Genomic DNA, 26,679 nt, shown 5'->3' with positions numbered 1-26,679 from the left:
TACAAGTAATAACAATGCTAGTAATAACAAAAAGGAGCAAGCATGATGTATCAAGGCAAATGCCTAACCGTCAAACTTAATTCAGACGGTATAGCAGAGCTAAATTTCGATCTGCAAGATTCGTCGGTAAATAAACTCAATCTCGCCACTATTTCAGAAGTGATTGAAGCCGTTTCGTCAATCAAAGAGAAAGTCTCCGAGATCAAAGGGTTACTGTTCACCAGCAGTAAGCGTGATTTTATCGTCGGTGCAGATATCTTTGAATTTCTGGGTTGGTTCGCATTACCCGATGAAGAATTCGAACAGCGCTTGCTCGACATTCAAAAAGCATTCGCGGAGATCGAAGATTTACCGTTTCCCACGGTCTGTGCCATCAATGGCGTGGCATTAGGCGGTGGTTTCGAGCTGCCGTTATCAACCGATTACCGCGTAATCACCACAAAATCCAAAGTTGGCCTGCCAGAAATCAGTCTGGGCATATTCCCGGGATGGGGTGGCAGTTTCCGTCTACCTCGTTTGATCGGTCTGGATAACGCACTGGAGTGGATTGCAACGGGTAAACAACAACGCTCGGAAGAAGCCCTGAAAAAAGGCGCGGTTGATGCGGTTGTAGAACCAGATCAGTTATACGATGCAGCGATGACCTTATTGAAACGTTGTATCGACGGTTCGATGGATTACGAAGCGCGCCGTGAAGAAAAGCGTAATGGCCTCAAGCTGAATAAAATCGAACAGTTAATGTCATTCGAAACAGCCAGAGGCATGATTCTGGCAAAAGCAGGACCCCATTATCCTGCACCAAAAATTGCACTCGATGCGATGCAAACTCACGCCAATATGCATCGTGACGAAGCCATGGTTGTCGAAGTCAAAGGCTTTGTTAAAGCAGCCAAAACCGAAGTTGCGGCGAATTTGGTTGGTTTATTCCTTAATGATCAGGCGTTGAATCGCCAGGCGAGAAAGCTCACAAAAACTGCGGCAAAAATTGAATCCGCAGCTGTCTTGGGTGCAGGCGTTATGGGAGGCGGTATCGCTTACCAAAGTGCGCTGAAAGGCACGCCGATTATCATGAAAGACATCAACAACGAAGCCCTGGAATTAGGCATGAAAGAAGCGAAAAAGCTTCTCGCTAAACGTGTGGGTCGCGGCATTATGACGACTGACGTGATGGCAGATACGCTAGCTCGCATCAATACCACGCTGACTTATGGTGATGTGGCAAATACCGATATCGTCGTTGAAGCCGTTGTCGAAAACGTGAAGATCAAGAAAATGGTGCTCGCAGAGCTGGAAGATATCGTAGACGAAGATACCGTTCTCGCATCAAACACCTCAACGATCTCCATTACAGAACTTGCAACAGCCACGAAAAAACCAGAACGTGTTTGTGGCATGCACTTTTTCAACCCTGTGCCATTAATGCCGTTGGTTGAAATTATCCGTGGTGAGAAAACATCAGATGAAACGATCGCAACAACAGTCGCTTATGCCTTGGCGATTGGTAAAAAGCCGATTGTGGTTAATGACTGCCCAGGCTTCATGGTAAACCGCGTGTTATTCCCGTATTTAAATGCTTTTGAAAAGCTCGTCAATGATGGTGCTGACTTCTTGCATATCGATAAAGTGATGGAACGCTTTGGTTGGCCAATGGGACCTGCTTATTTATTGGATGTGGTTGGGCTTGATGTTGCCTGTCACGGTTCTGCTGTTATGGCAGAGGGTTATCCAGAACGTATGAAAATTGATTTCAATTCAAGCACTGAAGCTATGTATAAACTAGGTCGCCTGGGTCAAAAGTCAGGTAGTGGCTATTATAAATACGAAGCAGATAAACGTGGTAAACCGAAAAAGCTTATTGATGAAGAAGCCGCGACACTTGTTGCTAAAACTTCAAGCGCAATTCGAAGCGCAGAGGAGTTCAGCGATGAAGAAATCACCGAGCGCATGATGTTGTCATTGTGTTTAGAAGTGGTTCGTTGTCTTGAAGATAAGATTGTTGATTCACCAGAAGCAGCAGACATGAGTTTAATCTGGGGTATTGGCTTCCCACCCTTTAGAGGAGGGGCGTTGCGCTATATCGATTCCATCGGCACCGCAGAGTTTGTCGCGATGGCAAATAAATATTCTGATTTGGGTGCGGCTTACGAAGTACCAAAACTATTGGCCGATATGGCTGTTAATAATGTCCAGTTCTTTGGGGGTGAAGCATGAGCATTTCTAGTAACAAATATAATCCGAGAGATGCCGTAATCGTTGATTGCGTGAGAACGCCAATGGGCAAATCTAAAAATGGTATATATAAAGTCACGCGTGCCGAAACGCTATCCGCGCATTTAGTTGAAGCCTTATTCGACCGTAATGAAAACCTCAATCCGGCAAAAGTAGATGATGTGATTTGGGGCTGTGTTTATCAAACCATGGAACAGGGTTTGAATATTGCCAGAACAATGGCTTTACTAACACGTTTGCCTCATGAAGTACCGGCGCAAACAGTCAATCGCCTGTGTGGATCTTCGATGCAGGCATTACAAACAGCGGCTCAAAGCATTATGTCAGGGCAGGGTGATTGCTACATAATTGGCGGTGTAGAGCACATGGGTCATGTACCGATGGATCACGGTATCGATATTAACCCCGGTTTTGCCAAGCATGCGGCAATGGCATCGAATATGATGGGCATGACCGCTGAAATGCTGGCAGTTCAACACGGTATCACTCGCGAAGCACAAGATGAGTTTGGCGCAAGGTCGCACCGACTCGCACAGCAAGCAACGCTTGACGGAAAATTCGCCAATGAAATAGTCCCAACACCAGGCCACGATGACTTAGGTGTCCCGATGATGGCTAATATTGATGAAGTCATTCGTCCAGAAACCACAGTTGAAACACTTTCTGCATTACGCCCAGTGTTTAATCCCAAAGGCGGAACGGTTACAGCTGGAACATCTTCTGCATTATCCGATGGCGCATCAGCAATGGTGATTATGTCGGCAGAAGCAGCACAAGCGGCTGGGCTAACGCCAATCGCACGCGTTGTATCAATGGGATTAGCAGGTGTTGATCCAGCTATTATGGGTTACGGTCCAGTACCTGCCTCGTTAAAAGCACTGAAAAGAGCAGGTTTAACGGTAGCTGATATTGATGTGTTCGAACTCAATGAAGCATTCGCCGCGCAATCACTGCCCGTCCTGAAAGACTTAGGCATTATGGATGTAATGGATGAGAAGGTGAATCTCCACGGTGGCGCAATTGCACTCGGGCATCCACTAGGTTGTTCTGGTTCAAGAATTTCCACAACCTTAATGAATATTATGCAACAGAAAGACGCAACCTTTGGCTTAGCGACAATGTGTATTGGTCATGGACAGGGTATTGCAACGGTCTTTGAAAGGGTTTAGTTAATCATTTAGCATTAATTTGACACCCCCCTACTTTAGGGCGCTTTTTTAAAAAAGTGTCCTAAAGTAGGGGGGTGTCTTATATTTCATGGTTTTTCTAGTACTCATCATGCCGTTTGACCCACGCCTGAGTATATTCAAGGTCTTTTTCATTTCGCCCAATGGGTGTCAAATCTAGGTAATGATAAGCGCCATTTAACATGTCTAGTCCTCGTCCATACGTGGAATAACTATGATAGATATCGCCGTCTTGCTTAATGAAAACACTAATCCCCGGCATTTCTCCTTCTGGCGTCCACTCGCTATAGTTATAAGCACCGTCATTTTCCTCATCATAAAAACTCACCCCAAAATCAGTACCGAACTCAAGGTCTGTTGAAGATACCCAGTTGAAGTTCCAGCCAAGGCGTTTTTTATATTTAATTAAAGTGTCTAATGGCGCGTTTGATGTCACGGCAAAAGATGTATTTCTAGCAGCTAGATGAGTATCTATTCCGTCGAAATTATCTGCCCAGAAAGAGCAGCTCGGGCAACCCTGTTCCCAGTCAGCACCATACATAAAATGGTAAATAATGAGTTGCTGGTGATCGCCGAATAACTCACTCAAAGTCTGTCTGCCACTTTCAGCGTTAAATTGATAATCTTTTTCGATTTTCACCATAGGTAGATTACGGCGCTCTTCGCTTAACTTTTCGCGGGCGTAAGTGAATTCTTTTTCCTTAATCAGGAAGTCTTTTCGGGCTTTTAGCCATTCTTCACGAGTAACACTGTTAATTTTATTCATGATCGAATCCTTTAATGATCCGAGCAACTTGGGGTCTGTTGTTCTTTGTTTTTCAATTGTGCTCTTAGTTTGCCGAGATGCTCATCCCAGCCATCGTCGAGTGCCATTAATAAGTTTAGTGGGTTTTCATTAATGTCGCCGACGCCTTCATGAGTGAGGGTAAGTAATGTGCCGCCATAGGCTTTTTCCAGTTGCCAGGTGACAGTGGTGCTAACGCCTTCTAGTGGAAAAATATTGAAGGTATAGACGAGTTTTGAAACGGGTTGCCATTCGAGAACGCTGCCCCAGATTAATGCAGTTTCGCCGTCATCTTCATCGGCATCATATAAGGCATAATCCTGATTTTCTTCCAGATCATGGCGTGCGGGGTGATACCAAAGGCCGAGCTTGTCTGCTTCGGTCAGGAATGCCCAGAGTGTTTCTTGTGGGGCGTTAAAAAAGGCTGTTTTGTGAATCGTGCTGTTATTCATTTTTTTCTCCTTTTATTTCTTTTTTTGATCTTTCTCTTGCGTGTAGTTTGTCATTGCTTGTTGTAAGTTATTCAGTTTCTGATCCCAGAATGAATCAAAATACGCCATCCAGTTAGTGACTGTTTTTAAGCCTTCAGGCTTTAGGCTATTGATGCGTTCTCTGCCGCTTTTTTCAATAGAGATCAGGTTGCCTTGTTGCAATATCGTTAAGTGTTTTTTTACTGCGGCACGTGTCATATCAAAGTGTTCAGAGACTTCTTTGATGGTCATATCCTGTTTGCTCAAATGCAATAAGATCTCACGTCGGGATGGATCGGCGAGGGCTTTGAAGGATTGTTGCAGCTTGTCAGTCATATAGTCAATGTGATACCAAATGGTACTATATAATATGATACCTTTTGGTATCTTGTCAATAGCGCCTAGTTGTAACTGCCTGATTGTTACTTAAGGCACCCCCCTACTTATAAAGGGTTTTTTATTTTGTTGTCTGATATAACTCAAAGAACTTATGCTTTGCGAGGCACTTTTTCTCTAGCTAAATAATTCGTATAAACTAGTGCTTATGTTTTTTCCTCGTCTATTCAAAGCTAGCAAGTGGTTAGTCTTCGTCTTCCTTTTATGGATATTGTTTCTTGCTTATCAGATAGCAACATTTCCGGTCGGACAATTAACGGACAAGGCTGATGTGGCTATCGTGCTTGGTGCTGCGGTATATGACGATAAACCTTCCCCTGTTTTTAGAGAGCGGATTAATCACGCGGTTAATTTATACAAAGCAGGGAATATCCAAACAATCATTTTCACCGGTGGTTTGGGTGATGGCGAAACGCATGCCGAATCTATTGTCGCTAAAAACCTGGCGGTGACTCTGGGTGTTCCAGAAACAGATATTTTGACGGAAATTGAATCTCAGACCACCAGAGGTAATCTACTCCAGGCGCAAAAATTAGTCATAACAAAAGGCTTAACTAGTACCTTGGTCGTCAGCGATCCGTTGCATAGCAAACGCGCAATGATGATGGCAGAAGACATTGGTCTGGTCGCTGTCCAAGCTTCTGCAACACCGACCACTCGTTATCAAAGTGTGAAAACCAAAGCCCCATTTTTGCTGCGAGAAGTGTATTTTTACCTGCATTACTTGGTTTTTAATGGGTAAATGTGACAAATAGAGGTAACGCTGTAATAATCCCGCTTTTAACGCACTTAAATTTTTATCGATATGTCAGAACAACGCAAAGCAGTATCACTCATTTCTGGTGGTCTAGATTCTTTATTAGCAACCAAAGCAATGATTGAACAAGGTATTCATGTTGAAGGGGTTAACTTTTTCACGGGCTTTTGCGTGGAAGGGCATACTCATGCTATTCGCAAGAAGAAGTCTTCAAAGCCAAAAAGAAACAATGCCTTATGGGTTGCAGAACAATTAGGCATAAAACTGCATATCGTCGATATTGTTGAAGAATACAAAGATGTGGTGATTAACCCTAAACATGGTTACGGGACTAATATTAACCCTTGTCTGGATTGTAAAATCTTCATGGTTAAAAAAGCCCATGAATGGATTGCCGAAAATGACTTCGATTTTATCGTGACTGGCGAAGTGATGGGGCAGCGACCTATGTCACAGCGCAAACAAACCATGCCGATTATCGCGAGTGAATCCGGTGCGGATGATTTATTGCTGCGTCCCCTTTGTGCCAAAAATTTGCCACTGACGAAACCAGAAAAAGAAGGCTGGGTAGATCGTGAAAAACTATTCGACTTCTCTGGGCGTAATCGTAAACCTCAAATTGCCTTAGCTGAAAAATGGAATTTTGATGAATATGCACAGCCAGCAGGTGGTTGTTGCTTCCTTACCGATCCTAATTACTCCGATAAAATGAAGGATTTATTAGGCCATCGTGCGGAAGGTAAAACCTACGAACTTGATGATGTCATGTTATTGAAAATCGGTCGCCATTTCCGTCCTCGTGATAATTTTAAAATGATTATTGCGCGTGAAGAAGGCGAGTCGCGCTTTTTGCAGGGATATAAAAAACAATTCACCTATCTTTCTACTTTAAGTCATGGCGGTCCGTTAACACTACTGGATGGTAGTGATATTTCTGCGGAAGATATTCATTTGGCCGCGAGTATTACGGCACGTTATGGACAGGGCAGAGATGCCGACGAAGTGACATTTGGTGTTGGCTTGCTTGGCGAAGAAGAAAGAGAATTTAAAGTGAAGCCGCTAAAAGATTCAGAAATCAATAAAGAGTGGATGCTTTAACTATAAAAATTATCTACAAAGCATCTAACCTACCGTTCGCATATAAACTTTGAGTTATTTAAAAAATAGCCTTATGATCAATTTTTCTTGGCGTTTATCCAGCTAGTAATTTATCACGTTAGTAATTCGACAAATATGGGTGTGATTTTTGACATTTGCTAATTTCATTTTAGTTATTTTTCTGCTGTTATCACTGTTGGTTTTTGCCGTTTTAGTGTTACTGATGCGTCAAATCAAAAAAGATGGACGCCTCCCTCCGGAAAAAATGTCGACGCTGGCTGGGGTTTTGTTTATCCCTAGTATCATCATTTTTGCGCTGATTTTTAAAGGCATTTCAAATTGGCGTGCTGAAATTCAGCAAGAAAATAATCAAATCAAATTAGAATCCTTTGTCAGTAGTGTCTACGAACCGCTGACCCAATCCCGACATTCTTTACTGAAGAACCTTTCTTCCATGAATGGTTTGATTCGTAACGTAGAAAATATGGAGATGGAACACCCCAATCATGCGGATGTTATCAGGCATGTTAAAGACCAATGGGGCGTTGCCTATAAAAATCTGCATAAGGCCTATCTTGAAGCCGACAAGGAAGTGAGGCGCGCGTGGATTGCGCACAATACGATGGACAGCCAGGATGTTTTGGCCAAGTTTTCCCAGCAGGCGGTGCAGATAGAATCCCAGTTAAAAAAAGCAGAGAAAGACTATCAGGCGCATATTTATAGCGTGCAGGATGTGATGGTTAAAAGTCTCGATCAGTCGCGAAAGTTATTAGATGCGAATAGAAATCCGTCGAAATCCAAAAAACAGATGGCTTTGAATGAAGCCTTACGTGAAAGCATAATACCGTTTAATAATTTTGCGATTGGTGAGTTATTGAGGTTTTTGGCGAGTCTGGATGAGCGTCTTAAAAACGAAGTAGAAACGCTACAGGAACTGATTCGATTATCTGCCCAGCAAGCAGCAATTTTAAGGGATCATTTATATAAAAACCGTGATCTTGAGAAACCACTGACTAAAATTATCAGCGACTGGAAAGCTCTGGAAGATTCGAGCAACGACAGTCTCGAACAGATTCTGTTTGCGATAGAGGCTGAGTATGTTGCGGTAAAATTAGGTTTATCAATTGAAAGCCCAGCGATAAAGGCAATGCATAAAAGTTTATACAATAATATCCCCGCCATTGTTGGAAAAGGGCTGAAGCAACGTATAGTGATTGATCAGAGTTATCGCATAAATCGAACTACTGATTGACCCATAAACATAATAAAAAGACTATTTAAGAGCGCTTAGGCACCCCCCTACTTTGGGGCGTTTTTTTATTTAATAGCTTGTAACAGGTAGCTTTGTACTTGACCTGCCGATGCTTGTTTAATTTCTTCTAGGTCAAACTTAGTAAAATCGAATGCTTCTTCTGATTCATGTTCTAAATAAACCAACGAGTGTTCATTGATTAATGATTTGGAGATTAACAATTCTAGGGACTTATCCAGCAAACCTTGTCGATATGGCGGGTCGAGAAAAATAATATCGTAGGGTTGATTGGCCTCGTGCTGTTCCAGAAAACGAAGAGCGTCAACTTGAAACACGGTTAAATCACTTTTGAGAAGGCTGAGATTTGAATTTAACTGTTTGCTGGCAGCTGCGTTCTTTTCTACGAAGTCCACGGATTTAGCGCCACGAGAAAGCGCTTCTAATCCAATCGCCCCACTGCCTGCAAATAAATCGAGACAGTGAGAGCCATGAATAGAGCCTTGTAACCAGTTGAATAGAGTCTCTCGGATTCGGTCGGGAGTAGGGCGTAAACCCGGCGCATCTAGAAATTGAAGTTTTCTACTGCGCCATTCACCACCAATTATTCTTAAGGTATTTGACCCTTTTTTTCCGTTGCTGGAAGAATTATTGCGGCTGGCAGAATGATTGTTAGGCGATTTTTTAGTCGCAGTCCGGTTCTTCATCTTCGTCTTCTGCAGTTTCGTCTTCAGCCGCATCATCTTCGGCGGCTTCATCAGTTGCTGTTTCGTTGCCTGCCTTAGCGGTTGCTTCATTTGCCGCAAGCAGTACTGGGGCTTTTGTCAGATCAGGTGCTTTTTCTGCGGTATCTTTGCTTGCTGATGATTCTTCGTCTTTCGCTTCGCCACCAACAATAATCGTAAGTAGCTTATCGGTATCTAACCTGCGTTTAAATGCATCTACAACCTGATCTCTAGTGATAGCGTTGATAGTTTTAGTAAACGTATCCAAGTAATCAAGCGGTAAACCATAGAAACCAATCATGTCAATATAGCCAATGATGTCGCTATTGCTTGCGGTACGTAGAGGAAATCCACCTGTAATATTCAACTTTGAGGCAGCAAGATCTTCTTCAGATGGACCATCTTTCTGGAAGGTGTTAAGTACGTCTCTTGCGACTTTAATGGCCTCATCTGTTTGAGAGAGTTTTGTCTGTAGCCCAAGCATGAATGGACCATTTTCTTTCATCGGGATGAAGTAGCTGTATACGCTGTATGAAAGACCACGTTTAACACGAATTTCTTTCATCAAACGAGAGGTAAAGCCACTGCCTCCTAAACCGTGATTACCTAAATAAAGCGTAAAGTAATCTTTGTCGCCACGCTTATTGCCTGGTTGACCGATCATTACGTGTGCTTGCGATGAAGGGAAAGGAATATGCACGACCTTCGCTTCGGTTAATGGTTTAACTGGTGGGATATCAGCGGCTTTTTCGCCAACGCCTCTGTCACCATCCAGGAGTGCGTTAGACACTTGTAGTGCGATCTTCTTGGCTTGCTCTTTACTGATCGAGCCTACTAGTGCCAGTTGCGCGTTTTTATTTACATAGTACTGTTTAAAAAATGCTTTGAGTTCATCGATGGTTAAAGCATCAATAGTTTTCTCATTACCATTTTGAGGTTGCGAGTACGGGTGTCCCGCGTACAGATTAGCGTAAAACGCTTTGCTAGCGATGGAGCCAGGGTCTTGTTTCTCGGCCTCTAAACCTACCAGCGCCTGTTTCTTTAAGCGTGCGAAATCGGCTTCTGGGAAATTAGGTTTCTGGATGACTTTTAACCAGTTTTGTAAGGCAGGTTCTAATTGTTCTTCAAAGGTTAAAGAACGTAAGTTTATCCATGCAGAATCTAAGCCAGTACCGGTTGAGAATTCAGCACCTACGGTTTCAAATGCTTCTGCAATCTGGTCAGCATTTAAACCTGCCGCTCCTTTGCTTAGCATGCTGGTGGTCATGCCTGAGATTCCCATTTTCTCGCCATCGTAGGCACTACCAGCCGCGAAGGTTAGGCGTAAATCCAGCATTGGCAATTCAGGTACGTTGACGTAATAGACACGTAATCCAGAATCTGTTGTCCAGTTTTCAATTTTTGGTGCAGCAAAACTCAACTGTACGAATAACAGTGCCAGCCCAGTGAAAAGAATTTTAGTCATGATTTTTATTGTCGTTAGCTTTGTTGTCATTAGCTTATTGCTCTCTTTAATATTTCTCACTTGTTAGTTGGCTTTAAATGCAGGCTTTTTACCCGAATTTAAGGGGAGTGGAATAAGCTCTGCGACAGTCAATGTGTCTTCGATGAGGTATTTATTTGCCACTTCCTGAATCTGTTTAGCGGTAACGGCAAGAACACCAGGTACGTATTGGTCGATGTATTTATGACCAAGCCCGACTGATTCTAAAGAACCCAATAAGGTTGCCATGTGCTGAATTGAATCGCGTTCAAAAACTTCACCTGCAATCACTTGTGCTTTTACGCGCTTAAGTTCTGCATCGCTAACTAACTCAGTTTTTAAGATGTTGATTTCATCCAATAGTGATTTTTTCAGGTCGCTGGTTTTGACGCCATTGGCAGGAACACCTGAAATTACCAAAAGGTTATCTAATCTACCGTAGCCGTAGTATCCAGCGCCTGCAGAAGCAGCAATTTCTTTACCACGAACCAGATTTTTAGCAAATCTTGCGCTGTCGCCACCGTCAAGTATGTTAGCAAGTACTTCGAGTGCATAAGGTTCCCAGGCTGGGACTTTGCCTTTTTTGGCGCTGATCATTCCGGGTGTTTTAAAGCCCATGCGTAAATTTGCTAATTTCGCCGGTAGCTTTAATTCGATGTTTCTCTTACCTTTTTGTGCAACTTCCGTTCTGGCTTTAACTTCAGGTAAATCGTTACTGGCGTAAACGCTGAAATACTTCTTCGCCATATCGAATACTTTCTCAGGTTCAACATCACCTACAACGACTAGTGTTGCGTTATTGGGTGTGTACCATTTTTTGTACCATTCTTTGGCATCTTTCAGTTTCATGCCTTCAAGGTCTACCATCCAACCTATTACAGGAGCACGGTAAGGGCTGTTCAGGAATGCGACTGCGTTAAATTGTTCGCGAGTCAGAGAGCTGGGTTTGTCATCGGTTCTCCAACGACGTTCTTCTTTAACCACTTCGATCTCTTTTTTGAATTCTGCTGGATCAAAAACCAGGTTTCTCATGCGATCAGCTTCAATTTCCATCGCATCTTCGAGTTTGTCGCTAGCCAAAACTTCGTAATATGCAGTGTAATCTTGAGAAGTAAATGCGTTGTTCCGAGCACCGATGGCAGATACCATTTTTTCGAATTCGCCGGATTTATACTTTTTAGTGCCTTTAAACATCATGTGCTCAAGAGCATGAGATAAGCCCGTGATACCTTCGTATTCATAGCTTGTGCCAATTCTGTACCAGACCTGGATAACGGCAACAGGGGCGCGTTTATCTTGCTTCACTAAAACCTTTAAACCGTTATCGAGTTCGTACTCGTGAACCGGGTTTTCATTTTCGGCTAATGCTGGTTGAGTAAGACTTAAAAGTGACAACAATAGGATAGATAAAAAACTAATACGAGCTGGTGTCTCAGGTGATAAACTTCTATTCATTATTTTTCGCATATAAACCCAAAAAAGTTAAAGTATAACAATGTTCCGACTATTTAAGAAAAAAAAGCCAGTTGAAGAAACTAAAGTAATTGAAGAGACTAAAGATGAGCAGATAGAAGCTTCGGTCGAACAAGAAGCTCAGCAATCAATTCAGCAATCAATAGACACTCAAACTACGGATTCTCTCACAGAATCCAAGGATGACTCTAGTTTTAACGCAGAAGATGCCAGTAAGGATCCAAACTCTTCAACTGTATTAGATGAAGCTGCAGAAACGGCTAATCAGAGTCAACCAGAAACAGATAGCTTAGAACAAGTTTTGGCTGAAAAAGTTCCTGAACAACAACATGTTAACGCAGAAATTGCCGAGGCAAATAATGCGGTAACAGATCAGCAAAAAAACGAAGAAAAAACTCAGGAAGTTAATCTCGAACAAGAAGTTGCCCCAGCCCCTGAAGCAGCAGCTCCTAAACTACCTGAAGCAGCCATTGCTATTCCAAAAGAAAAACCTAAAAAAGAGGGCTTATTTGATCGCCTGAAATCCGGTTTATCTAAAACAGGCAGTACCTTAACAGAAGGAATGGGTGCGCTTGTCTTAGGCAAGAAGAAAATCGATGACGATGTTCTTGAAGAGTTAGAAACCCGACTTTTAATGTCGGATGTGGGCATCGAAGCAACCCAGCGGATCATTGATGATTTGACCAAGCGAACCTCTCGTAATGAATTAAGCGATTACGATGCCTTGATGACGGCATTATACGAGGAGATGGTTAAAATATTACGCCCTGTGGCTAAACCATTGGATTTAGAAGATATTGATGGCCCAGCAGTGATCTTGCTTGTGGGTATTAACGGCGCTGGCAAAACCACTACCATTGGTAAAATGGCTAAACAATTCCAGAATGAAGGGAAATCTGTGATGCTTGCTGCGGGTGATACCTTCAGAGCAGCAGCCGTTGAGCAATTGCAGGTTTGGGGAGAAAGAAACGATATTCCTGTGGTTGCACAAGGTACGGGAGCAGACAGTGCTTCGGTTATTTATGATGCGATGGAATCGGCTAAAGCGAAAAAGATTGATGTGCTGCTTGCAGATACTGCTGGTCGTTTACATACGCAAACTAACTTGATGGAAGAGCTGAAGAAAGTTAAACGCGTGATGCAAAAAATCGATACAAATGCACCTCATGAAGTTATGTTAATCGTTGATGCAAGTATTGGTCAAAATGCTTTGGCACAAGCCACTGAGTTTAATGCGGCATTGGGCGTTACAGGAATAACGGTTACTAAACTGGATGGTACAGCGAAAGGCGGTATCTTGTTCGCGATGGCAGAAAAAACAGGAATTCCTGTCAGGTTTATCGGTGTGGGTGAGTCGATTGATGACTTACAAGAATTTGATGCTTACGAATTCGCTGGTGCTTTACTGGCTGAAGACGAGTAGTTTAAGTCTTTCCCGAATTATTTTATAAGTTTTACAGCGTTCCAGATTTTATCTGCTAATTCTTCCGAGCCTAAAAAGCGAACCAGACCTAGTTTGCCGAATTTTAAAAAATGAGTGTGTCTGGCAATTACTTCGTCAAGTTCAAGTTTTGCCTCTTTGATTAAGCCTAACTTGGCAAAGCATACAGCTCGCGCTAAAGGACCATGAATGATGCCTGGAGAAGTGATTTTTTTGGCTTCCGTTAATGCGTCCTGGTACTTTTCTTGTCTAAAAAAGTTAAGGAAAGGCGTGGTGTGATACCACGATGGAATATAAGGCAATTCCAGCACTGCATTGACTAGTGACATACCTTCTTCCCATTTTCCCATCATGCAAAGATGGAAACCCGCGACATATTCAATCACAGGATGATGTTTGCAAATTCTACGAGCTAAAGAGAATTCTTCATTAGCGTGCGACCACTCATTCAAACAAAATAAGATTTGTGCCAAGGCAGAATGTGCCTCATGCGAATTTGGTCTGATACGTATTGCTTTTTCTGCGCACAGTTTACCTGTTTGTAAAGGTTGCTCAATTAATCGGTAACCGTACACATAGTCTCGGCGGCAATACTCTGCCATTATAATATTGGCGACCAAATCTTTGGGGTTTTGCTGCAGAATGCTTTCACACACTCTTACGGCTTTGAGCATGGATCTTTTATTTAGATGGCTCGAATAATATCGATAATATGCCAGCGCCTGATTTTCTGCGGGAATCTGTTCCGGGTTTATAAGCAGATTTCTAGTCCAATGAGCTTGCATAACCCCTTTATAAATATCTGCTATTTCTGCAGTGATCTTACCGCTGATTTTGCATAGTTCTTCTGATGAGAATTTTGCATCAATAATATAATCTTCTGACCACAAAACCTCTTTTGAATTAGAATCATAAAGTCTGTAAATCAGATTGTTTCTTTTGTCTGGTAATTCCTGTAGCAATAACGTTAAAGAATAATCCGACTGGTGCTTCTTTTTAATCTTTTTCAGTGATCCTTCCGAGTTGCTTTTATCCGCAAAAGGAATCGATACAATCAGCTTGGAAAAGACAAAATGACTGAGCTTTGTGGCAATGTTATCGCTGATTAAATAAAGTGATTTATTCACCTCATTGCTTTGTGTCTTATCCGAGAAGCAGGCTAATGTAAGCAACGGTCCTGTGGATTCCACGATGATTTTCTTTTGTTTGTTACCGGATTTTTCCTGCTTCTTTTTAGTAGTAACTGGAATGTCTTCTACACCAAGAAATTCTGGTGAATAGGAGCCGGTAGGAATGTTGATGATTATCTCGTCGTTACTTCCATCCTGGTCGTAGTATTTCTTTAAACGGGTTCTTACTCGACCACCTAAAATTCGGACGACAGGGCTTTGGTTTGGATCAAAGTCATCTGGAAATTCAAGTGCCTCGATCGCAATTGTGAATTGTTTAAGGGAGTTTCCTTCGCCAGCCAATACTTTTTTTACAACATAGGACAAAAAGTTCTGCATTTGTTTTGCGGAACTAAAATGTTTGCTTTCCAGAATACGTTTTAATTGGTCTTTTACCAATTGGGCGTGTTCTTTTGTGAAAGTTAATGGTGTGATTGGGGGATCACTAACCATGGCTGATGTTACCTTATTCAATTTTTTGGGCATTATTTACTATAAAGTAAGCTTTGAATAATCAGAAAGTTTTATGATGAGCGGTTGTCTTGGCTATTAGAAATTAAATGAATTCAATAAATTAAATAAAAAAGTCCCCTTATACATGCTTAGTTCTAGTTTCGGCTAAAGGCGAGCTAGTATTTAGCTTTCGCATACATGAGTAGGCCATTTCTAAAAACGAAATAATAATCTCATTGTAAGTAGGGGGATGCCTTTAGATTTTATGGTTGCATTGAAAGCACTTTAGTAAGCAAAGATATCAACATCCTTTCCTTCTTCTCTGATTCTTTCTGCTCGGGCTGATATATACCGCTGAAAATTTTCTTCCGTTTTATACGCTTCGGAAATGACATAATCAAAAACAGACTGAATATGAAAAGTTCTCAGTTGGGCATCCACACGCATCACCTCTTTTCCTTCATGATTAAAGAAGAGAATGGCAGGTAGATAGGATATTCCGAGTTGGTCTGCCCAGTCCTTTGATGAGAGCTTTACATTTGACGGCGTTGTTATTGGGGCTTCAGAAAATCTATCCAGTTGAATTGAAATAAATTTTTTGGCTAATTCCCGGGTTGCTTCATCTTTTAGTGTTTTGTTGTGTAATAGCTCACAATTAGGGCAATCCGCTTTTTCAAAATACACGGCAAGATATTTATCTATTTCTTTGGCTTTCTGAGTCAAGTCCGAGCCTGTCTTATCGAAGAAATCTTCTGGAATAAGCGCTTTTCGATCATCGCTACTAGCAGCTTTTTTAGGAGATTTGGTAGCAGAGGCATACTCCCCAAATGACTGTGATTTTTCCATTTTATCAGCAACATAACGCATGCTTTGCTGGAATTCTTCAACGGGAATATAGCCGTTTAAGCGGTGCACGACTTTCTTGTTTTCATTGAAGAACAAGAGGGTTGGGGTGTACTTGATATTTAACGCGGCGGCGAACGATTTTTCTGTGAAGTTTTTACCAGCAACACTGATTACTTCGCGATCCCCCCACATATTCATCGCGATAATATCGAAATTATCTCTGAATGTCTTTACGACGTCCTCACTTGAAAAGTTCTCTTCCCAAAGTTGATTGCAATAAGGACATCCGGGTTGCCAAAAGTATAAGACCAGTCGTTTATTGTTCTCTGTAGCTTCCTCAATATCTTCTTCAAAATCGAGAAAACTCTCTTTAAACCATTCCGGATGGGTTGCTGTTTTTGCGCCGAAATATTCACCCATCTTTTTATCTTCTGCGTGGGCGGAAAACATGAGGAAAGCACCACATAGCAGTAAATATGACATTAGTTTTATCGATTTATTCATAGTATTTCTCACCAATAAATTGTGCTGATTTGAAAAAGCACCAATTGCGTTCATCACTAAAATAGGTACACTGTATCGTTAAAGGAAATTCTGAACAATCTAGTAGAATTTGACAAGGTTATTCGAAACTTCCTGAAACGGGCCTCTAATCTAATAAAAACTATATTCAATGATTGAATTTAACGCGGTAAGTAAACAATACCCTACTGGGCAGTTGGCGCTTTATAACGTCAATTTGAAACTCAATCAGGGAGAAATGGCATTTCTAACTGGGCATTCAGGTGCGGGTAAAAGTACCCTGTTAAAGCTAATTGCTTTGTTAGATGAGCCTTCGTCCGGTGAAGTCATTGTAGCAGGCCAAAATACGAAAACGATTAAGCAACGTAAGACTCCTGCTTTCAGACGTAATATCGGAATGATCTTTCAGGACCATCACTTACTGCTCGATCGAAGTGTTTTCGACAATATCGCCCTGCCTTTAAAAATAGAAGGTATGCGGCATCAGGATATCAAACGCAGAGTCCGAGCGGCTTTGGATAAAGTAAATCTATTGTCTAAAGAAGATCAGTTTCCGATGATGTTGTCGGCGGGTGAAAAGCAGCGTGTCGGTATCGCTAGAGCGGTAGTGAATAAGCCAGCGATTATTCTGGCTGATGAGCCAACAGGTAATTTAGACCCCGATTTGGCAAGCGATATCATGCATACGTTTAAACAGTTCAACGAATATGGTTCTACCGTACTGATCGCAAGTCATGACCATGAACTGATTAAAGAAATGAAGAAGCGAATCATTGTTTTACGTAAAGTGAAAACAACAAATACAAAAGCTGGATTAAAAAATGGGCGCTAAATACCACCAGTCAGGCTCATTCTTGGGAAGCCTAATGGGTCACCATAAAGAGGCGATTGTATATAGCCTTGCAAAACTCTGGCAATCTAATCTATCGACCTGGATAACCTTAGCAGCGATTGCGATTGCGTTATGTTTGCCAGCGAGTCTGCATCTGTTACTGCAAAATCTAAAATCATTGACCGACGATAAACGTGAAGTGCCGACGATCTCGTTGTTTATCAAACAGGATATTTCAGAACAGCGTGCGCGTGATCGTGGCGAACTCTTAGAAGAATTATCGCAAATTGATAAAGTCGTATTAGTACCGCGTGATGAAGCGCTAAAAGATTTTCGCAAGATCACGGGCTTCGCTGAAACCTTAGAGACACTCGACGAAAACCCTTTACCACATGTGCTGGTAGTAACTCCCCATATTAATCTTATCGGCAATCCTGAAGAGGATATGGAAAAGCTCGCCGCTAAGCTAAACACTTATCCTGAAATTGATTTAGTCCAAATGGATATCGAATGGGTAAGGCGTTTGCGCAGTATTTTGCGTATCGCAGAAAGGGCTATATTTGTGATTTCGGCATTGCTGGCATTAACCGTTCTTTTGGTAATCGGTAACACCATACGGTTGAATATTGAAAACCGAAAAGAAGAGATTAAGGTCTCTAAATTAATCGGTGCAACAGCGGCTTATATTCGACGGCCTTTTTTATATACGGGTGTTTGGTACGGCTTGTTTGGCGGAGTCATGAGTTTGGTTCTGGTTCATCTCGCGCTGTTATGGTTTGTTGGGCCCGTGAATGAATTGGCTCGGTTATACGGAAGCACCTTTGTTATCAGTGGCTTAAGTGTCGCTACAACGTTCTTTATTTTATTCGCCAGTAGTTTACTCGGACTTGTTGGTGCCTGGATTGCTGTAGGTAGTCATCTTAGAAGTACTAAGCTAGAAGAATAAAGCAGCTTTCTGATGACATTTTCTGATCCTGTAAGCTTTGTTATTTTAGCTGTCGTAGGTGCCGTGGCTGGCTTTTTAAATGTTCTGGCAGGTGGTGGTTCTGCGCTAACGATTCCTTTAATGATCTTTTTAGGATACGACGCAACCGTTGCGAATGGTTCTAATAGGATCGCTATTCAGGTCGAAGCTTTAACGGCAGTGGCTGCCTATAAAAAGAATAAGCATTCCGATTTCCCCTTAAGTTTAAAACTAGCTTTGATGACACTCCCGGGTGGTATTCTGGGTGCATTTTATGCAGTAAAAATTGATGATGCATTATTCACCAAAGTGCTCGGTGTCGTGATGGTGTTAATCATTTTCACCTTAATGTTTCCCAAATCAGAAGTCATAGCTCACGCTAAAAATCATAAGTGGAAAAAATGGCTCGCATGGCCAGTGATGTTCGCCGTAGGTTTTTATGGTGGATTCATTCAGGCCGGTGTGGGTTTCATCATTATGTCGGCTTTATTGCACTTGTATGGCATGGATCTAATAAAGGTCAATATGCACAAGGTATTTATCGTCATGGTGTTTACTGTACCAGCAGTGATTGTTTTTATTGTAACGGGAAATGTGGACTGGTTTGCCGCGGTGGCGCTATCTGTGGGAATGGTTCTGGGTACTTTTGTTGCGGTGAAAGTTTCTCTGAAAAAGGGCGAGAAATTTGTTCGCCTTATTTTGGGTGTTTCTCTGTTGATTATCGCGACTAAACTATTTTTGATTTAATGCTAAATAATTTTATGGATATAGACCTCATCAAAAAAATCAAATAAAAACCCAAGCATTCGAATCAATCAAATGCTTGGGTATATGACGACCTGCAGACATCTAATTATCAACTACGTGTGGTTAAAATAAATGGATGCATCTTTTTTCTTAATTTATTCAAATCTTTTTTAAAGTCAATTTCGCTTAAGCCACCCCCCTACTTACAAGGCTTTTTTCAGGAGTTATATCCTGACTTGATATATGTCACTAACTAGTATAAGAATCTTGAATATAACTAATGTAGTCCACATGATGTTTGCATCAAGTGAGTAATTTAAAGAAATTAATGCCCACATAAAATTAAAGTAGGTACGACTATGAGAACAGATAAATTAACCAGTAAATTTCAACTGGCACTACAAGATGCTCAGTCTCTAGCACTAGGGCGCGATCATCAGTTTATAGAACCCAATCATTTAATGCTGGCATTGCTCGACCAGGAAGGCGGCAGTGCGCGCGGATTATTAATGCAGGCAGGTGTGAATGTAAATTTACTACGTTCACAATTAGGCGAAGCGATTGATCGCATGCCGAGTGTGTCTGGCGGAGACGCTGGCGAAGTGCATATATCAAACGATCTTTCGCGTGTATTAAATGTGACGGACAAGCTGGCACAGAAAAGAAATGACCAATACATTTCATCTGAGCTTTTTATTCTAGCGGCGCTAGAAGATAAGGGTGAGCTTGGCACAATATTAAAGAACAATGGCGCAACCAAAGCAGCTATAGAACAAGCCATTGATGCAATGCGTGGCGGTCAGTCTGTGGATGATCCAAATGCAGAAGATCAGCGTGAGGCACTCAAAAAATACACAATCGATCTTACCGAACGTGCGGAACAAGGCAAGATAGATCCTATTATCGGCCGCGATGAAGAGATTCGTCGCATGGTGCAAATATTACAGCGTCGAACTAAAAACAATCCCGTAATAATCGGTGAGCCAGGTGTTGGTAAAACAGCCTTGGTTGAAGGTTTGGCACAACGTATTGTGAATGGCGAAGTACCTGATAGCGTCAAGAATAAGCGCTTATTGTCATTGGATTTAGCTGCGTTATTAGCGGGTGCAAAATTCCGTGGTGACTTCGAGGAACGATTAAAAGCAGTGCTTAGCGATATCGCAAAATCAGAAGGAAATGTCATTCTGTTTATCGATGAGCTTCATACTATGGTTGGCGCAGGTGCGTCGGAAGGCTCTATGGATGCCGGCAATATGTTGAAGCCTGCTCTAGCACGTGGAGAACTTCACTGTGTGGGTGCTACAACGCTGGATGAGTACCGTAAATATATTGAAAAAGATGCGGCTCTCGAGCGTCGTTTCCAGAAAATTATTGTTGATGAACCAACCGTTGAAGACACGATTGCAATTCTTCGTGGCTTGAAAGAAAAGTACGAAGCGCATCATGGTGTAGAAATTACCGACCCAGCGATTGTGAGTGCTGCGGTACTGTCACATCGTTATATCGCGGATCGTCAACTGCCGGATAAGGCAATCGACTTGATCGATGAAGCAGCATCACGTATTCGTCTTGAAATTGACTCTAAACCAGAGGCGATGGATAAGCTTGAGCGTAAGCTGATTCAATACAAGATCGAAAGGGAAGCATTGAAGAAAGAATCTGACGATGCATCGAAAAAGCGCCTCGATGAGTTACAAGAGAAGATTGATGATCAGGAAAAAGAATTTTCTGATCTGGAAGAAATCTGGAAGTCTGAAAAGGCAGCAGTTCAGGGAACAGCGCACATCAAAGAAGCACTCGATCAGGCGCGTATTGAGCTCGAGACAGCACATCGTGCGGGTGATTTGCAGCGTATGTCTGAGTTGCAGTATGGACGTATTCCTGAGTTAGAAAAGCAGATACAAGAAGCCGGTGATTCAGATGTCACAAAAGAATTCCAGTTACTTAGAAACAAAGTAACAGAAGAAGAAATTGCTGAGATCGTGGCGCATTGGACAGGAATTCCTGTGTCTAAAATGCTCGAAGGTGAGCGCGATAAATTACTCCGTATGGAAGATGAGTTGCGCAAACAGGTCATCGGTCAGGAAGAAGCGGTGATTGCGGTATCGAATGCGATAAGACGTTCACGTGCCGGACTTTCAGATCCGAATCGTCCGAATGGCTCTTTCTTATTCCTCGGCCCAACGGGTGTCGGTAAGACTGAGTTAACTAAAGCGTTGGCAACATTCTTGTTTGATACGCCAGATGCGATGGTTCGTATTGATATGTCTGAGTTCATGGAGAAGCATTCTGTGGCTCGTTTGATCGGTGCGCCTCCAGGTTACGTTGGCTATGAAGAAGGTGGTTACTTAACGGAGCTCGTTCGTCGCAAGCCATACTCAGTTGTATTGCTGGATGAGGTTGAAAAGGCGCATCCTGATGTGTTCAATATCTTGCTTCAAGTGTTGGATGATGGTCGATTGACAGATGGTCAAGGACGTACTGTAGACTTTAAAAATACCGTTATTGTCATGACATCTAACATGGGCTCAGACGTTATTCAGAGAATGGCGGGTGAAGAAGGTTATGCGGAAAATTACGACGAGATGAAAAGTGCCGTAATGGAAGTCGTTGGAACACACTTCCGTCCTGAGTTTATCAACCGTATCGATGATAGCGTCGTATTCAGACCACTAGGCAAAGCTGAGATTCGTCAAATCGCAACGCTACAGCTTGGTATTTTGAACAAGCGTTTAGAAGAAAACGAATTGCATATTGAGTTTACTGATAGCGCGCTTGATTTACTCGGTGAAGAAGGATTTGATCCGGTTTATGGTGCTCGTCCCCTCAAACGTGCGATTCAAAGTGAGCTTGAGAATCCATTAGCGCAAAAATTATTGGCAGGTGAGTTTGTTGCCGGAGATACTATTTTTGTAGATGCTAAAGATGGAAAGCTTGTGTTTGGAAATCAAACGCTGCACTAAGTTTTGAGTGATAGGCGATTAAGTCACCCTGTAAAAAAAACCTCTAAAGTAGGGGGGTGGCTTTAATAAAAAAAGGCCGGTTTAGTTTTCTAAATCGGCCTTTTTTGTATCTATATTTTTGTATTTATAACGTAAGTAATTAAAAGTGTTAACGCTTTTTAGAAGCTATATAGCGTTAATTTGAAGTTCACATCTTCAATGATTTGTTTCCCTTTTTCTTCAAGGGTACTGGCATCAACAAAGCGAACGGAAAAACGTTGTTTGCCTGCGCTAATTTCTGGGTAAAGTTCAGCACTTTCATCCAGTTCGAGACTGAGAATTTGATAGTCAGTGTTTGGGTTTAGCGTCGCTTGAAAGAAACCACCCTTTGCAACGGCTTCGCTTTCTTCTTTGCCTTGATAGATTAACTCCATCAATAACTCGATTGCCTCAAATGCAATCTCATAGGGTCTGCCCCAGCCTTTTAAATCTCTAACTCTTTCTTCTTCATCTTTATTGAGCCAGTAATTAAATAGCGGAACGTCAATATCATTGATGCCACCAGCAATAGAGGCACGTTGTTTTAATATATTCAGAAAGTTGTGTGATTTTAACTGTTGGCCCAATTGCCCGCGAAAGCTGTAAAGGCGCTTACTCTTTTCATCGAGTTTCTCGAGTATTCTATTGGCTCTTGTGCTATCGACGCCCTGCATGCCTTCCACTTGTCTAACGGCTTGTGTTTGAATATCTAACACATGAAGTGCGGCATTTTTAACATCTAAACGTGATGATAAATTATACAGTTCTAACAGCACCATGATGGCTGCCTGGCAATTTACGGGGGTAGGGTCTTCTAAATGTTTATTAAATCGCTTGATGAGGTAACTTAATCTCATGAACAGGCGGATTTTTTCATTTAAAGGTTGTTGGTAAACGGCCATAGTTATTAGTAATTAAAACCCACTCGATTTAATTTTAGAATTGTTGCAATAGGACATCTCAGTTTTGATCTAGATGTTTAGAGCTTTCTAAATCAAGTATCGTTTTAGTATATCAGAGCTGAGGTCTGGATAAACCGAGAAAATTTTTATGCAGTGATATTATTTGTTCTTGTAAAAAGTCTGGCGACTCTGAATTATCCAGTATATGTGTCGCGTGTTCAATGCGCTCTTCCCTGCTGGCTTGCGCTTTAAGTATGTTTTCTATCTGAGCCGTGCTGAGATTATCGCGTTGCTTCACTCTTTCTATTTGTTGTTCTGGCAAAATATCCACAACAATGATTTTGTCGAACATTTCCTGATAGTTTTTCTCAACCAGTAAAGGGATATCTACGATTAAGTAGTCTGCGTCAGAGGTATCCGTAGCTTCGGCAATTTGATCTTTAATTTCTTTTTTTATACGTGGATGAAGGATATCTTCCACTTTTTGCAGTGCGCTTTCGTCTTTAAAAATGATGCTTTTGAGTTGTTGACGATCCAGTGCTCCGTGTTGGGTTAGCACATCGTCACCAAAATGTTCTGCTAGCTCGTCGAGTGCTTTGCTGCCAATTTCTACCATGTCTTTGGCGATTTTGTCTGCATCGATTATGGGAATGCCCAAAACACGAAAGGCATCGACAGCGGTACTTTTACCACTGCCGATGCCTCCTGTAAGACCAACTATTAGCATTTTGAAAATCTAAACGTTAATTATCTTAAATTATGCGTATACAGATTCTTTTTTAAACTTTTTGCAAAGAAGGTAGTAGAAAGTAACGCGCGATTTGATGCGGTCTTCTTTCATGGTTTCGCACACTTCTTTGATTGCTGCATCAAGCTCTGGTCCGTCTTCAAGTCCTAGCTTTTTCATTAAGTAGTTTTTCTTAACGGTCGCTAATTCTTTTGGGTCTGAACAAGCCACTGAGCTTGAGTCTTTGTTGTGAACAGATGGGCCCAACCCCTTAAAAACTGCAGTTATTAATTTATCATCAGCACCTTTGTCGAACTTTTTTACGTTTGCGATAGCGCTTTCTACATCTGCCATTTTGTATCTCCTTAGATATGTCCGGAAAATCCGAACGATTAAAATCGAGTCAACGCCTTGATTTTAAATGGGTGAAAATCATTAATCAAGGCACTTAGCTTTGCAGCTCTTCCCTTGATTTGTAGAGCTCAAGGGCTTCTGGGTTCGCTAAAGATTCGATATTTTTAACACTATCTCCATGGACTATATTTCGTACTGCGAGTTCAACAATTTTTCCACTTTTGGTGCGTGGAATATCTGCCACTTGAAGTACTTTCGCTGGCACATGACGAGGCGTGGTATTGCTACGGATTTGTTTCTTGATTTTGTTGATTAACTCATCGTCTAAGCTTAAGTCGCCCGTAAGTTTCACGAACAGCACTACACGAACATCATCTTGCCAGTTTTGTCCTATAACGATTGATTCCTGAACTTCATCCAGCTTTTCAACCTGACGATAGATTTCAGCCGTTCCGATTCTGACACCGCCCGGGTTTAATACTGTATCTGAGCGACCGTAGAAAATTAATCCGCCGTTTTCGGTCTCGGTTACATAATCGCCATGACACCAGGTGTTTTCATAAGTAGCAAAATAAGCATCGAAGTATTTTTTGCCATCCGGATCATTCCAGAAGCCTATAGGCATACAAGGGAAAGGCTTAGCACAAACCAGTTCACCTTTATCGTTAATAACAGGTTGGCCTTTGTCATCCCAGATTTCTACCTGCATGCCGAGACCCTTGCACTGAAGTTCTCCACGATAAACAGGTAATACAGCGCAACCGAGTGCAAAACAGGACACAATGTCAGTGCCACCTGATATGGATGATAAGCACACGTCAGTTTTCACTTTTTCATAAATATAGTCATAACTTTCAGGGGCTAATACGGAGCCCGTCGATAAAATGCTATTCAGGCTTTTAAGTGAATGAGAGCTTTTTAAATCGACATCATCTTTGCGCAATACATCGATATATTTTGCAGATGTGCCAAATACATTGATCTCTTCCTGATCGACATAATCCCATAGAATATTTTCATCAGGATAGAATGGTGAACCGTCATAAAGCATGAGAGTCGCACCCGTAGATAGGGCGCTAACCAGCCAGTTCCACATCATCCAGCCGCAAGTAGTGAAGTAGAAGATCTTATCTTTTGGCTTCAGGTTAACGTGCAATAAATGTTCTTTTAAATGCTGGAGTAAAGTTCCGCCAACGCCATGTACAATACATTTTGGAACACCTGTTGTGCCTGAAGAGTACATGATGTAAAGGGGTTCATTAAAACCAATACGTGTGTATTCAAGCTCTGCATTCGCATGTGTTTCTAGAATATCAGGGTAATTAACAGCATTTTCTAGTGTTGTTGAATCCGCATAGGGAACCGTGATTAACTGTTCAACAGAGGTTAGCTTTTCTGAAATCTCTTTTACCTTGTCCAGGCAGTTGTGCGTTTTCCCATTATAGAAATAAGCATTAGCGGCAATAAATATCTTAGGTTCTACTTGTCCGAAGCGGTCTACTACACCTTGAACGCCAAAATCAGGTGAGCAAGACGTCCACACTCCACCGATGCTGGTTGTCGCCAGCATGCAAATCACCGTTTCTGGTACGTTTGGCATAAAGCCGGCGACCACATCACCTTGTTTAAGACCGATGCTTTTCAGGTATGCTGCCATGCTGGCAACTTGATATTTTAAATCAGCGAAACTCAAGCTTCTTTTGACTTGATCTTCGCCCCAGAAAACAATCGCGGTTTGATCAGGGTTGTTGTTATTGCTTCGTTCAAAATTATTAAGAAGATTTTCAGCAAAATTTAACGAAGAATCAGAGAACCAGACAGCACCTGGCATTTTGTCTTTATTTTCAAGAACAGACTCACCGCGGTCTGCGATGACGTGTGAGTAATCCCAGATTTGTGACCAGAAATTTTCCGGGTGTTTTATCGACCAAGCATGCAATTCTGCAAAATTGGTAACGGATGCCTGATAGTTTTTATTCACTAGCTCGATGAATTCTGTCACATTAGCGGAATCTACTGTGTCTTGACTAGGTGTCCATAGTGCTTTTTTACTTGTTGTCATTACCAATCTGGCCTCATTATTTCTATCGCTTGTTGATAGTTGGCAACAGCGATGTTTTCAGAAGCCAAGTAATTTACCATTTGTGAGATCAGTTCAGCATTGTTTTTTGCAATACTTCCGTTAGCTAATTCGCAATTGTTCTCAAAACCGAGTCTTATGTGGCCTCCTAATTTTGTCGCTAATTGTCCTGCTGGGTACTCATTAGGACCAAATGCGCAAATCATCCAGCTTGATGCAGGTAGCTTGTCAGTGATTTCAGCGCTAAGTACGCTGTTGTCAAAAGATCCTTCAGGGGTTTCTTTTCCGATCACTAAAAGAATAGGGTAAGCCTTTCCAGGAATGACTTTTCTTTTTACCCAATCGTAATACATGTTTAAATCATGGTCGTTATAGAGAATCAACTGGGGAAATGTCTCTGTCTCTCGCATTTTGTGAAAGTGATCGGTAATGATGTGTTCGTCTAAATCTCGTATCTCCCTGAGCCCAATCGATACTGCATTGGGTTTGAGTGCATGAATCATTTCAAATTGCTCTTCGGCAGAGTAAATGCCAACCGCTTCTGAAGTTACTTGTATGAAGATATTAGGTTCTGCTTTTTGTATTTCTTGTATCGCTTCTTTGTAGGTATCGACAGATAGGCTGTGTCGATTGTTTTCATCTCTTACGTGTAAATGAATCATCGAAGCGCCAGCCGCAGCACAATTCAATGCTGTTTCTGATAGCTCTTCTGCATTTAACGGAATCTGGGGATGATCTGTTTTTAGTTTTCTTGCGCCATTCGGAGCAACCGCTATAAGTAGGGGGGTGTCTTTCATTTTATGGGTTCTA

The 26,679-nt window shown here is 41.9% G+C and carries 23 protein-coding genes; 10 read left to right on the top strand and 13 right to left on the bottom strand.

The window, feature by feature from the left end; genetic code table 11:
- Positions 1-42 precede the first annotated feature (42 nt).
- On the top strand, positions 43-2,211 hold the full coding sequence (fadB, locus tag OO007_RS03005; protein WP_325807692.1) for a fatty acid oxidation complex subunit alpha FadB: 2,169 nt from the start codon (positions 43-45) through the stop codon (positions 2,209-2,211).
- Positions 2,208-3,398, top strand: a complete 1,191-nt coding sequence (gene fadA / locus OO007_RS03000) for an acetyl-CoA C-acyltransferase FadA (protein ID WP_325807691.1) — start codon at positions 2,208-2,210, stop codon at positions 3,396-3,398. Before fadB ends, fadA begins: the two co-directional genes overlap by 4 nt.
- Before the next feature lie 97 nt (positions 3,399-3,495).
- Here fadA and OO007_RS02995 read toward each other — a convergent pair whose 3' ends face one another.
- The 3 genes from OO007_RS02995 to OO007_RS02985 are packed head-to-tail and all read right to left on the bottom strand — an operon-like array spanning position 3,496 to position 5,006.
- Positions 3,496-4,182, bottom strand: a complete 687-nt coding sequence (locus OO007_RS02995) for a DUF899 domain-containing protein (protein ID WP_325807690.1) — start codon at positions 4,180-4,182, stop codon at positions 3,496-3,498.
- 11 nt (positions 4,183-4,193) lie between these two features.
- The gene (locus OO007_RS02990; protein WP_325807689.1) at positions 4,194-4,652 is read right to left on the bottom strand and encodes an SRPBCC family protein; all 459 of its coding nucleotides are present in this window, start codon (positions 4,650-4,652) and stop codon (positions 4,194-4,196) included.
- Positions 4,653-4,664: 12 nt separating this feature from the next.
- On the bottom strand, positions 4,665-5,006 hold the full coding sequence (locus OO007_RS02985; protein ID WP_325807688.1) for an ArsR/SmtB family transcription factor: 342 nt from the start codon (positions 5,004-5,006) through the stop codon (positions 4,665-4,667).
- 208 nt (positions 5,007-5,214) lie between these two features.
- Between OO007_RS02985 and OO007_RS02980 the strand changes: the two genes are divergently transcribed.
- The 3 genes from OO007_RS02980 to OO007_RS02970 all read left to right on the top strand — a co-directional run bounded on the left by OO007_RS02980 (position 5,215) and on the right by OO007_RS02970 (position 8,173).
- Positions 5,215-5,808 carry a YdcF family protein gene (locus tag OO007_RS02980; RefSeq protein WP_325807687.1) on the top strand — a complete coding sequence of 198 codons (594 nt, stop codon included), beginning with the start codon at positions 5,215-5,217 and terminating at the stop codon, positions 5,806-5,808.
- A 63-nt stretch (positions 5,809-5,871) separates the two neighbouring features.
- Positions 5,872-6,921, top strand: a complete 1,050-nt coding sequence (locus OO007_RS02975; RefSeq protein WP_131904540.1) for a tRNA (5-methylaminomethyl-2-thiouridylate)-methyltransferase — start codon at positions 5,872-5,874, stop codon at positions 6,919-6,921.
- Between the two features lie 148 nt (positions 6,922-7,069).
- A complete protein-coding gene (locus OO007_RS02970; RefSeq protein WP_131904539.1) occupies positions 7,070-8,173 on the top strand; it encodes a hypothetical protein in 1,104 nt (367 codons plus the stop codon).
- 65 nt (positions 8,174-8,238) lie between these two features.
- On the opposite strand, the gene rsmD is transcribed toward OO007_RS02970, so the two are convergent.
- The 3 genes from rsmD to OO007_RS02955 are packed head-to-tail and all read right to left on the bottom strand — an operon-like array spanning position 8,239 to position 11,833.
- Entirely contained in the window at positions 8,239-8,877 is a 639-nt protein-coding gene (gene rsmD / locus OO007_RS02965; protein ID WP_325807686.1) for a 16S rRNA (guanine(966)-N(2))-methyltransferase RsmD, read from the bottom strand.
- Positions 8,855-10,390 carry a M16 family metallopeptidase gene (locus OO007_RS02960; RefSeq protein ID WP_325807685.1) on the bottom strand — a complete coding sequence of 512 codons (1,536 nt, stop codon included), beginning with the start codon at positions 10,388-10,390 and terminating at the stop codon, positions 8,855-8,857. The genes rsmD and OO007_RS02960 overlap by 23 nt, the downstream gene beginning before the upstream one ends.
- A gap of 33 nt (positions 10,391-10,423) precedes the next feature.
- Positions 10,424-11,833: a M16 family metallopeptidase gene (locus tag OO007_RS02955; RefSeq protein ID WP_325807684.1), complete on the bottom strand. Its 1,410-nt coding sequence runs from the start codon at positions 11,831-11,833 to the stop codon at positions 10,424-10,426.
- 361 nt (positions 11,834-12,194) lie between these two features.
- Here OO007_RS02955 and ftsY point away from each other — a divergent pair, with 361 nt between their 5' ends.
- A complete protein-coding gene (gene ftsY / locus OO007_RS02950; RefSeq protein ID WP_325808050.1) occupies positions 12,195-13,274 on the top strand; it encodes a signal recognition particle-docking protein FtsY in 1,080 nt (359 codons plus the stop codon).
- Between the two features lie 17 nt (positions 13,275-13,291).
- Here the strand turns inward: ftsY and OO007_RS02945 are convergent, their stop codons facing one another.
- A complete protein-coding gene (locus OO007_RS02945; RefSeq protein ID WP_325807683.1) occupies positions 13,292-14,914 on the bottom strand; it encodes a tetratricopeptide repeat protein in 1,623 nt (540 codons plus the stop codon).
- Between the two features lie 285 nt (positions 14,915-15,199).
- Positions 15,200-16,264 carry a thioredoxin family protein gene (locus tag OO007_RS02940; protein ID WP_325807682.1) on the bottom strand — a complete coding sequence of 355 codons (1,065 nt, stop codon included), beginning with the start codon at positions 16,262-16,264 and terminating at the stop codon, positions 15,200-15,202.
- A 169-nt stretch (positions 16,265-16,433) separates the two neighbouring features.
- Here OO007_RS02940 and ftsE point away from each other — a divergent pair, with 169 nt between their 5' ends.
- The 4 genes from ftsE to clpB all read left to right on the top strand — a co-directional run bounded on the left by ftsE (position 16,434) and on the right by clpB (position 21,788).
- Positions 16,434-17,114: a cell division ATP-binding protein FtsE gene (ftsE, locus tag OO007_RS02935; RefSeq protein WP_131904533.1), complete on the top strand. Its 681-nt coding sequence runs from the start codon at positions 16,434-16,436 to the stop codon at positions 17,112-17,114.
- Positions 17,104-18,060, top strand: a complete 957-nt coding sequence (ftsX, locus tag OO007_RS02930) for a permease-like cell division protein FtsX (protein WP_131904532.1) — start codon at positions 17,104-17,106, stop codon at positions 18,058-18,060. The genes ftsE and ftsX overlap by 11 nt, the downstream gene beginning before the upstream one ends.
- A 12-nt stretch (positions 18,061-18,072) precedes the next feature.
- On the top strand, positions 18,073-18,825 hold the full coding sequence (locus tag OO007_RS02925; RefSeq protein ID WP_325807681.1) for a sulfite exporter TauE/SafE family protein: 753 nt from the start codon (positions 18,073-18,075) through the stop codon (positions 18,823-18,825).
- A 359-nt stretch (positions 18,826-19,184) separates the two neighbouring features.
- Positions 19,185-21,788 (top strand): ATP-dependent chaperone ClpB, encoded by a 2,604-nt coding sequence (clpB, locus tag OO007_RS02920; RefSeq protein ID WP_325807680.1) that lies wholly within the window; start codon positions 19,185-19,187, stop codon positions 21,786-21,788.
- A gap of 158 nt (positions 21,789-21,946) precedes the next feature.
- Here clpB and OO007_RS02915 read toward each other — a convergent pair whose 3' ends face one another.
- The 5 genes from OO007_RS02915 to OO007_RS02895 form a co-directional block, all read right to left on the bottom strand.
- Complete coding sequence (locus OO007_RS02915; RefSeq protein WP_131904529.1) at positions 21,947-22,708, bottom strand: cell division protein ZapD; 762 nt, start codon at positions 22,706-22,708, stop codon at positions 21,947-21,949.
- A gap of 112 nt (positions 22,709-22,820) precedes the next feature.
- A complete protein-coding gene (gene coaE / locus OO007_RS02910) occupies positions 22,821-23,435 on the bottom strand; it encodes a dephospho-CoA kinase (RefSeq protein ID WP_325807679.1) in 615 nt (204 codons plus the stop codon).
- A gap of 30 nt (positions 23,436-23,465) precedes the next feature.
- Positions 23,466-23,789 carry a DUF2853 family protein gene (locus OO007_RS02905; protein ID WP_325807678.1) on the bottom strand — a complete coding sequence of 108 codons (324 nt, stop codon included), beginning with the start codon at positions 23,787-23,789 and terminating at the stop codon, positions 23,466-23,468.
- A 94-nt stretch (positions 23,790-23,883) separates the two neighbouring features.
- Complete coding sequence (locus OO007_RS02900; RefSeq protein ID WP_325807677.1) at positions 23,884-25,851, bottom strand: acetoacetate--CoA ligase; 1,968 nt, start codon at positions 25,849-25,851, stop codon at positions 23,884-23,886.
- Entirely contained in the window at positions 25,851-26,666 is an 816-nt protein-coding gene (locus tag OO007_RS02895; RefSeq protein ID WP_325807676.1) for a 3-keto-5-aminohexanoate cleavage protein, read from the bottom strand. The genes OO007_RS02900 and OO007_RS02895 overlap by 1 nt, the downstream gene beginning before the upstream one ends.
- Between the last annotated feature and the right edge of the window lie 13 nt (positions 26,667-26,679).

This window comes from Cocleimonas sp. KMM 6892, assembly GCF_035798195.1.
GTDB classification, from domain to species: domain Bacteria; phylum Pseudomonadota; class Gammaproteobacteria; order Thiotrichales; family Thiotrichaceae; genus Cocleimonas; species Cocleimonas flava.
The sequence above is the reverse complement of the archived record's forward strand: the minus strand, read 5'-3'. Positions and strand labels throughout refer to the sequence as shown.

Coding starts and splice junctions, on each gene's coding strand:
- clpB (WP_325807680.1), top strand. CDS start 19,185: ATGAGAACAGATAAATTAACCAGTAAATTTCAACTGGCACTACAAGAT.
- OO007_RS02925 (WP_325807681.1), top strand. CDS start 18,073: ATGACATTTTCTGATCCTGTAAGCTTTGTTATTTTAGCTGTCGTAGGT.
- OO007_RS02895 (WP_325807676.1), bottom strand. CDS start 26,666: ATGAAAGACACCCCCCTACTTATAGCGGTTGCTCCGAATGGCGCAAGA.
- OO007_RS02960 (WP_325807685.1), bottom strand. CDS start 10,390: ATGACAACAAAGCTAACGACAATAAAAATCATGACTAAAATTCTTTTC.
- fadB (WP_325807692.1), top strand. CDS start 43: ATGATGTATCAAGGCAAATGCCTAACCGTCAAACTTAATTCAGACGGT.
- coaE (WP_325807679.1), bottom strand. CDS start 23,435: ATGCTAATAGTTGGTCTTACAGGAGGCATCGGCAGTGGTAAAAGTACC.
- OO007_RS02985 (WP_325807688.1), bottom strand. CDS start 5,006: ATGACTGACAAGCTGCAACAATCCTTCAAAGCCCTCGCCGATCCATCC.
- OO007_RS02955 (WP_325807684.1), bottom strand. CDS start 11,833: ATGAATAGAAGTTTATCACCTGAGACACCAGCTCGTATTAGTTTTTTA.
- OO007_RS02995 (WP_325807690.1), bottom strand. CDS start 4,182: ATGAATAAAATTAACAGTGTTACTCGTGAAGAATGGCTAAAAGCCCGA.
- OO007_RS02990 (WP_325807689.1), bottom strand. CDS start 4,652: ATGAATAACAGCACGATTCACAAAACAGCCTTTTTTAACGCCCCACAA.
- OO007_RS02945 (WP_325807683.1), bottom strand. CDS start 14,914: ATGGTTAGTGATCCCCCAATCACACCATTAACTTTCACAAAAGAACAC.
- OO007_RS02975 (WP_131904540.1), top strand. CDS start 5,872: ATGTCAGAACAACGCAAAGCAGTATCACTCATTTCTGGTGGTCTAGAT.
- ftsE (WP_131904533.1), top strand. CDS start 16,434: ATGATTGAATTTAACGCGGTAAGTAAACAATACCCTACTGGGCAGTTG.
- ftsX (WP_131904532.1), top strand. CDS start 17,104: ATGGGCGCTAAATACCACCAGTCAGGCTCATTCTTGGGAAGCCTAATG.
- rsmD (WP_325807686.1), bottom strand. CDS start 8,877: ATGAAGAACCGGACTGCGACTAAAAAATCGCCTAACAATCATTCTGCC.
- fadA (WP_325807691.1), top strand. CDS start 2,208: ATGAGCATTTCTAGTAACAAATATAATCCGAGAGATGCCGTAATCGTT.
- OO007_RS02915 (WP_131904529.1), bottom strand. CDS start 22,708: ATGGCCGTTTACCAACAACCTTTAAATGAAAAAATCCGCCTGTTCATG.
- OO007_RS02940 (WP_325807682.1), bottom strand. CDS start 16,264: ATGAATAAATCGATAAAACTAATGTCATATTTACTGCTATGTGGTGCT.
- OO007_RS02980 (WP_325807687.1), top strand. CDS start 5,215: ATGTTTTTTCCTCGTCTATTCAAAGCTAGCAAGTGGTTAGTCTTCGTC.
- OO007_RS02905 (WP_325807678.1), bottom strand. CDS start 23,789: ATGGCAGATGTAGAAAGCGCTATCGCAAACGTAAAAAAGTTCGACAAA.
- OO007_RS02900 (WP_325807677.1), bottom strand. CDS start 25,851: ATGACAACAAGTAAAAAAGCACTATGGACACCTAGTCAAGACACAGTA.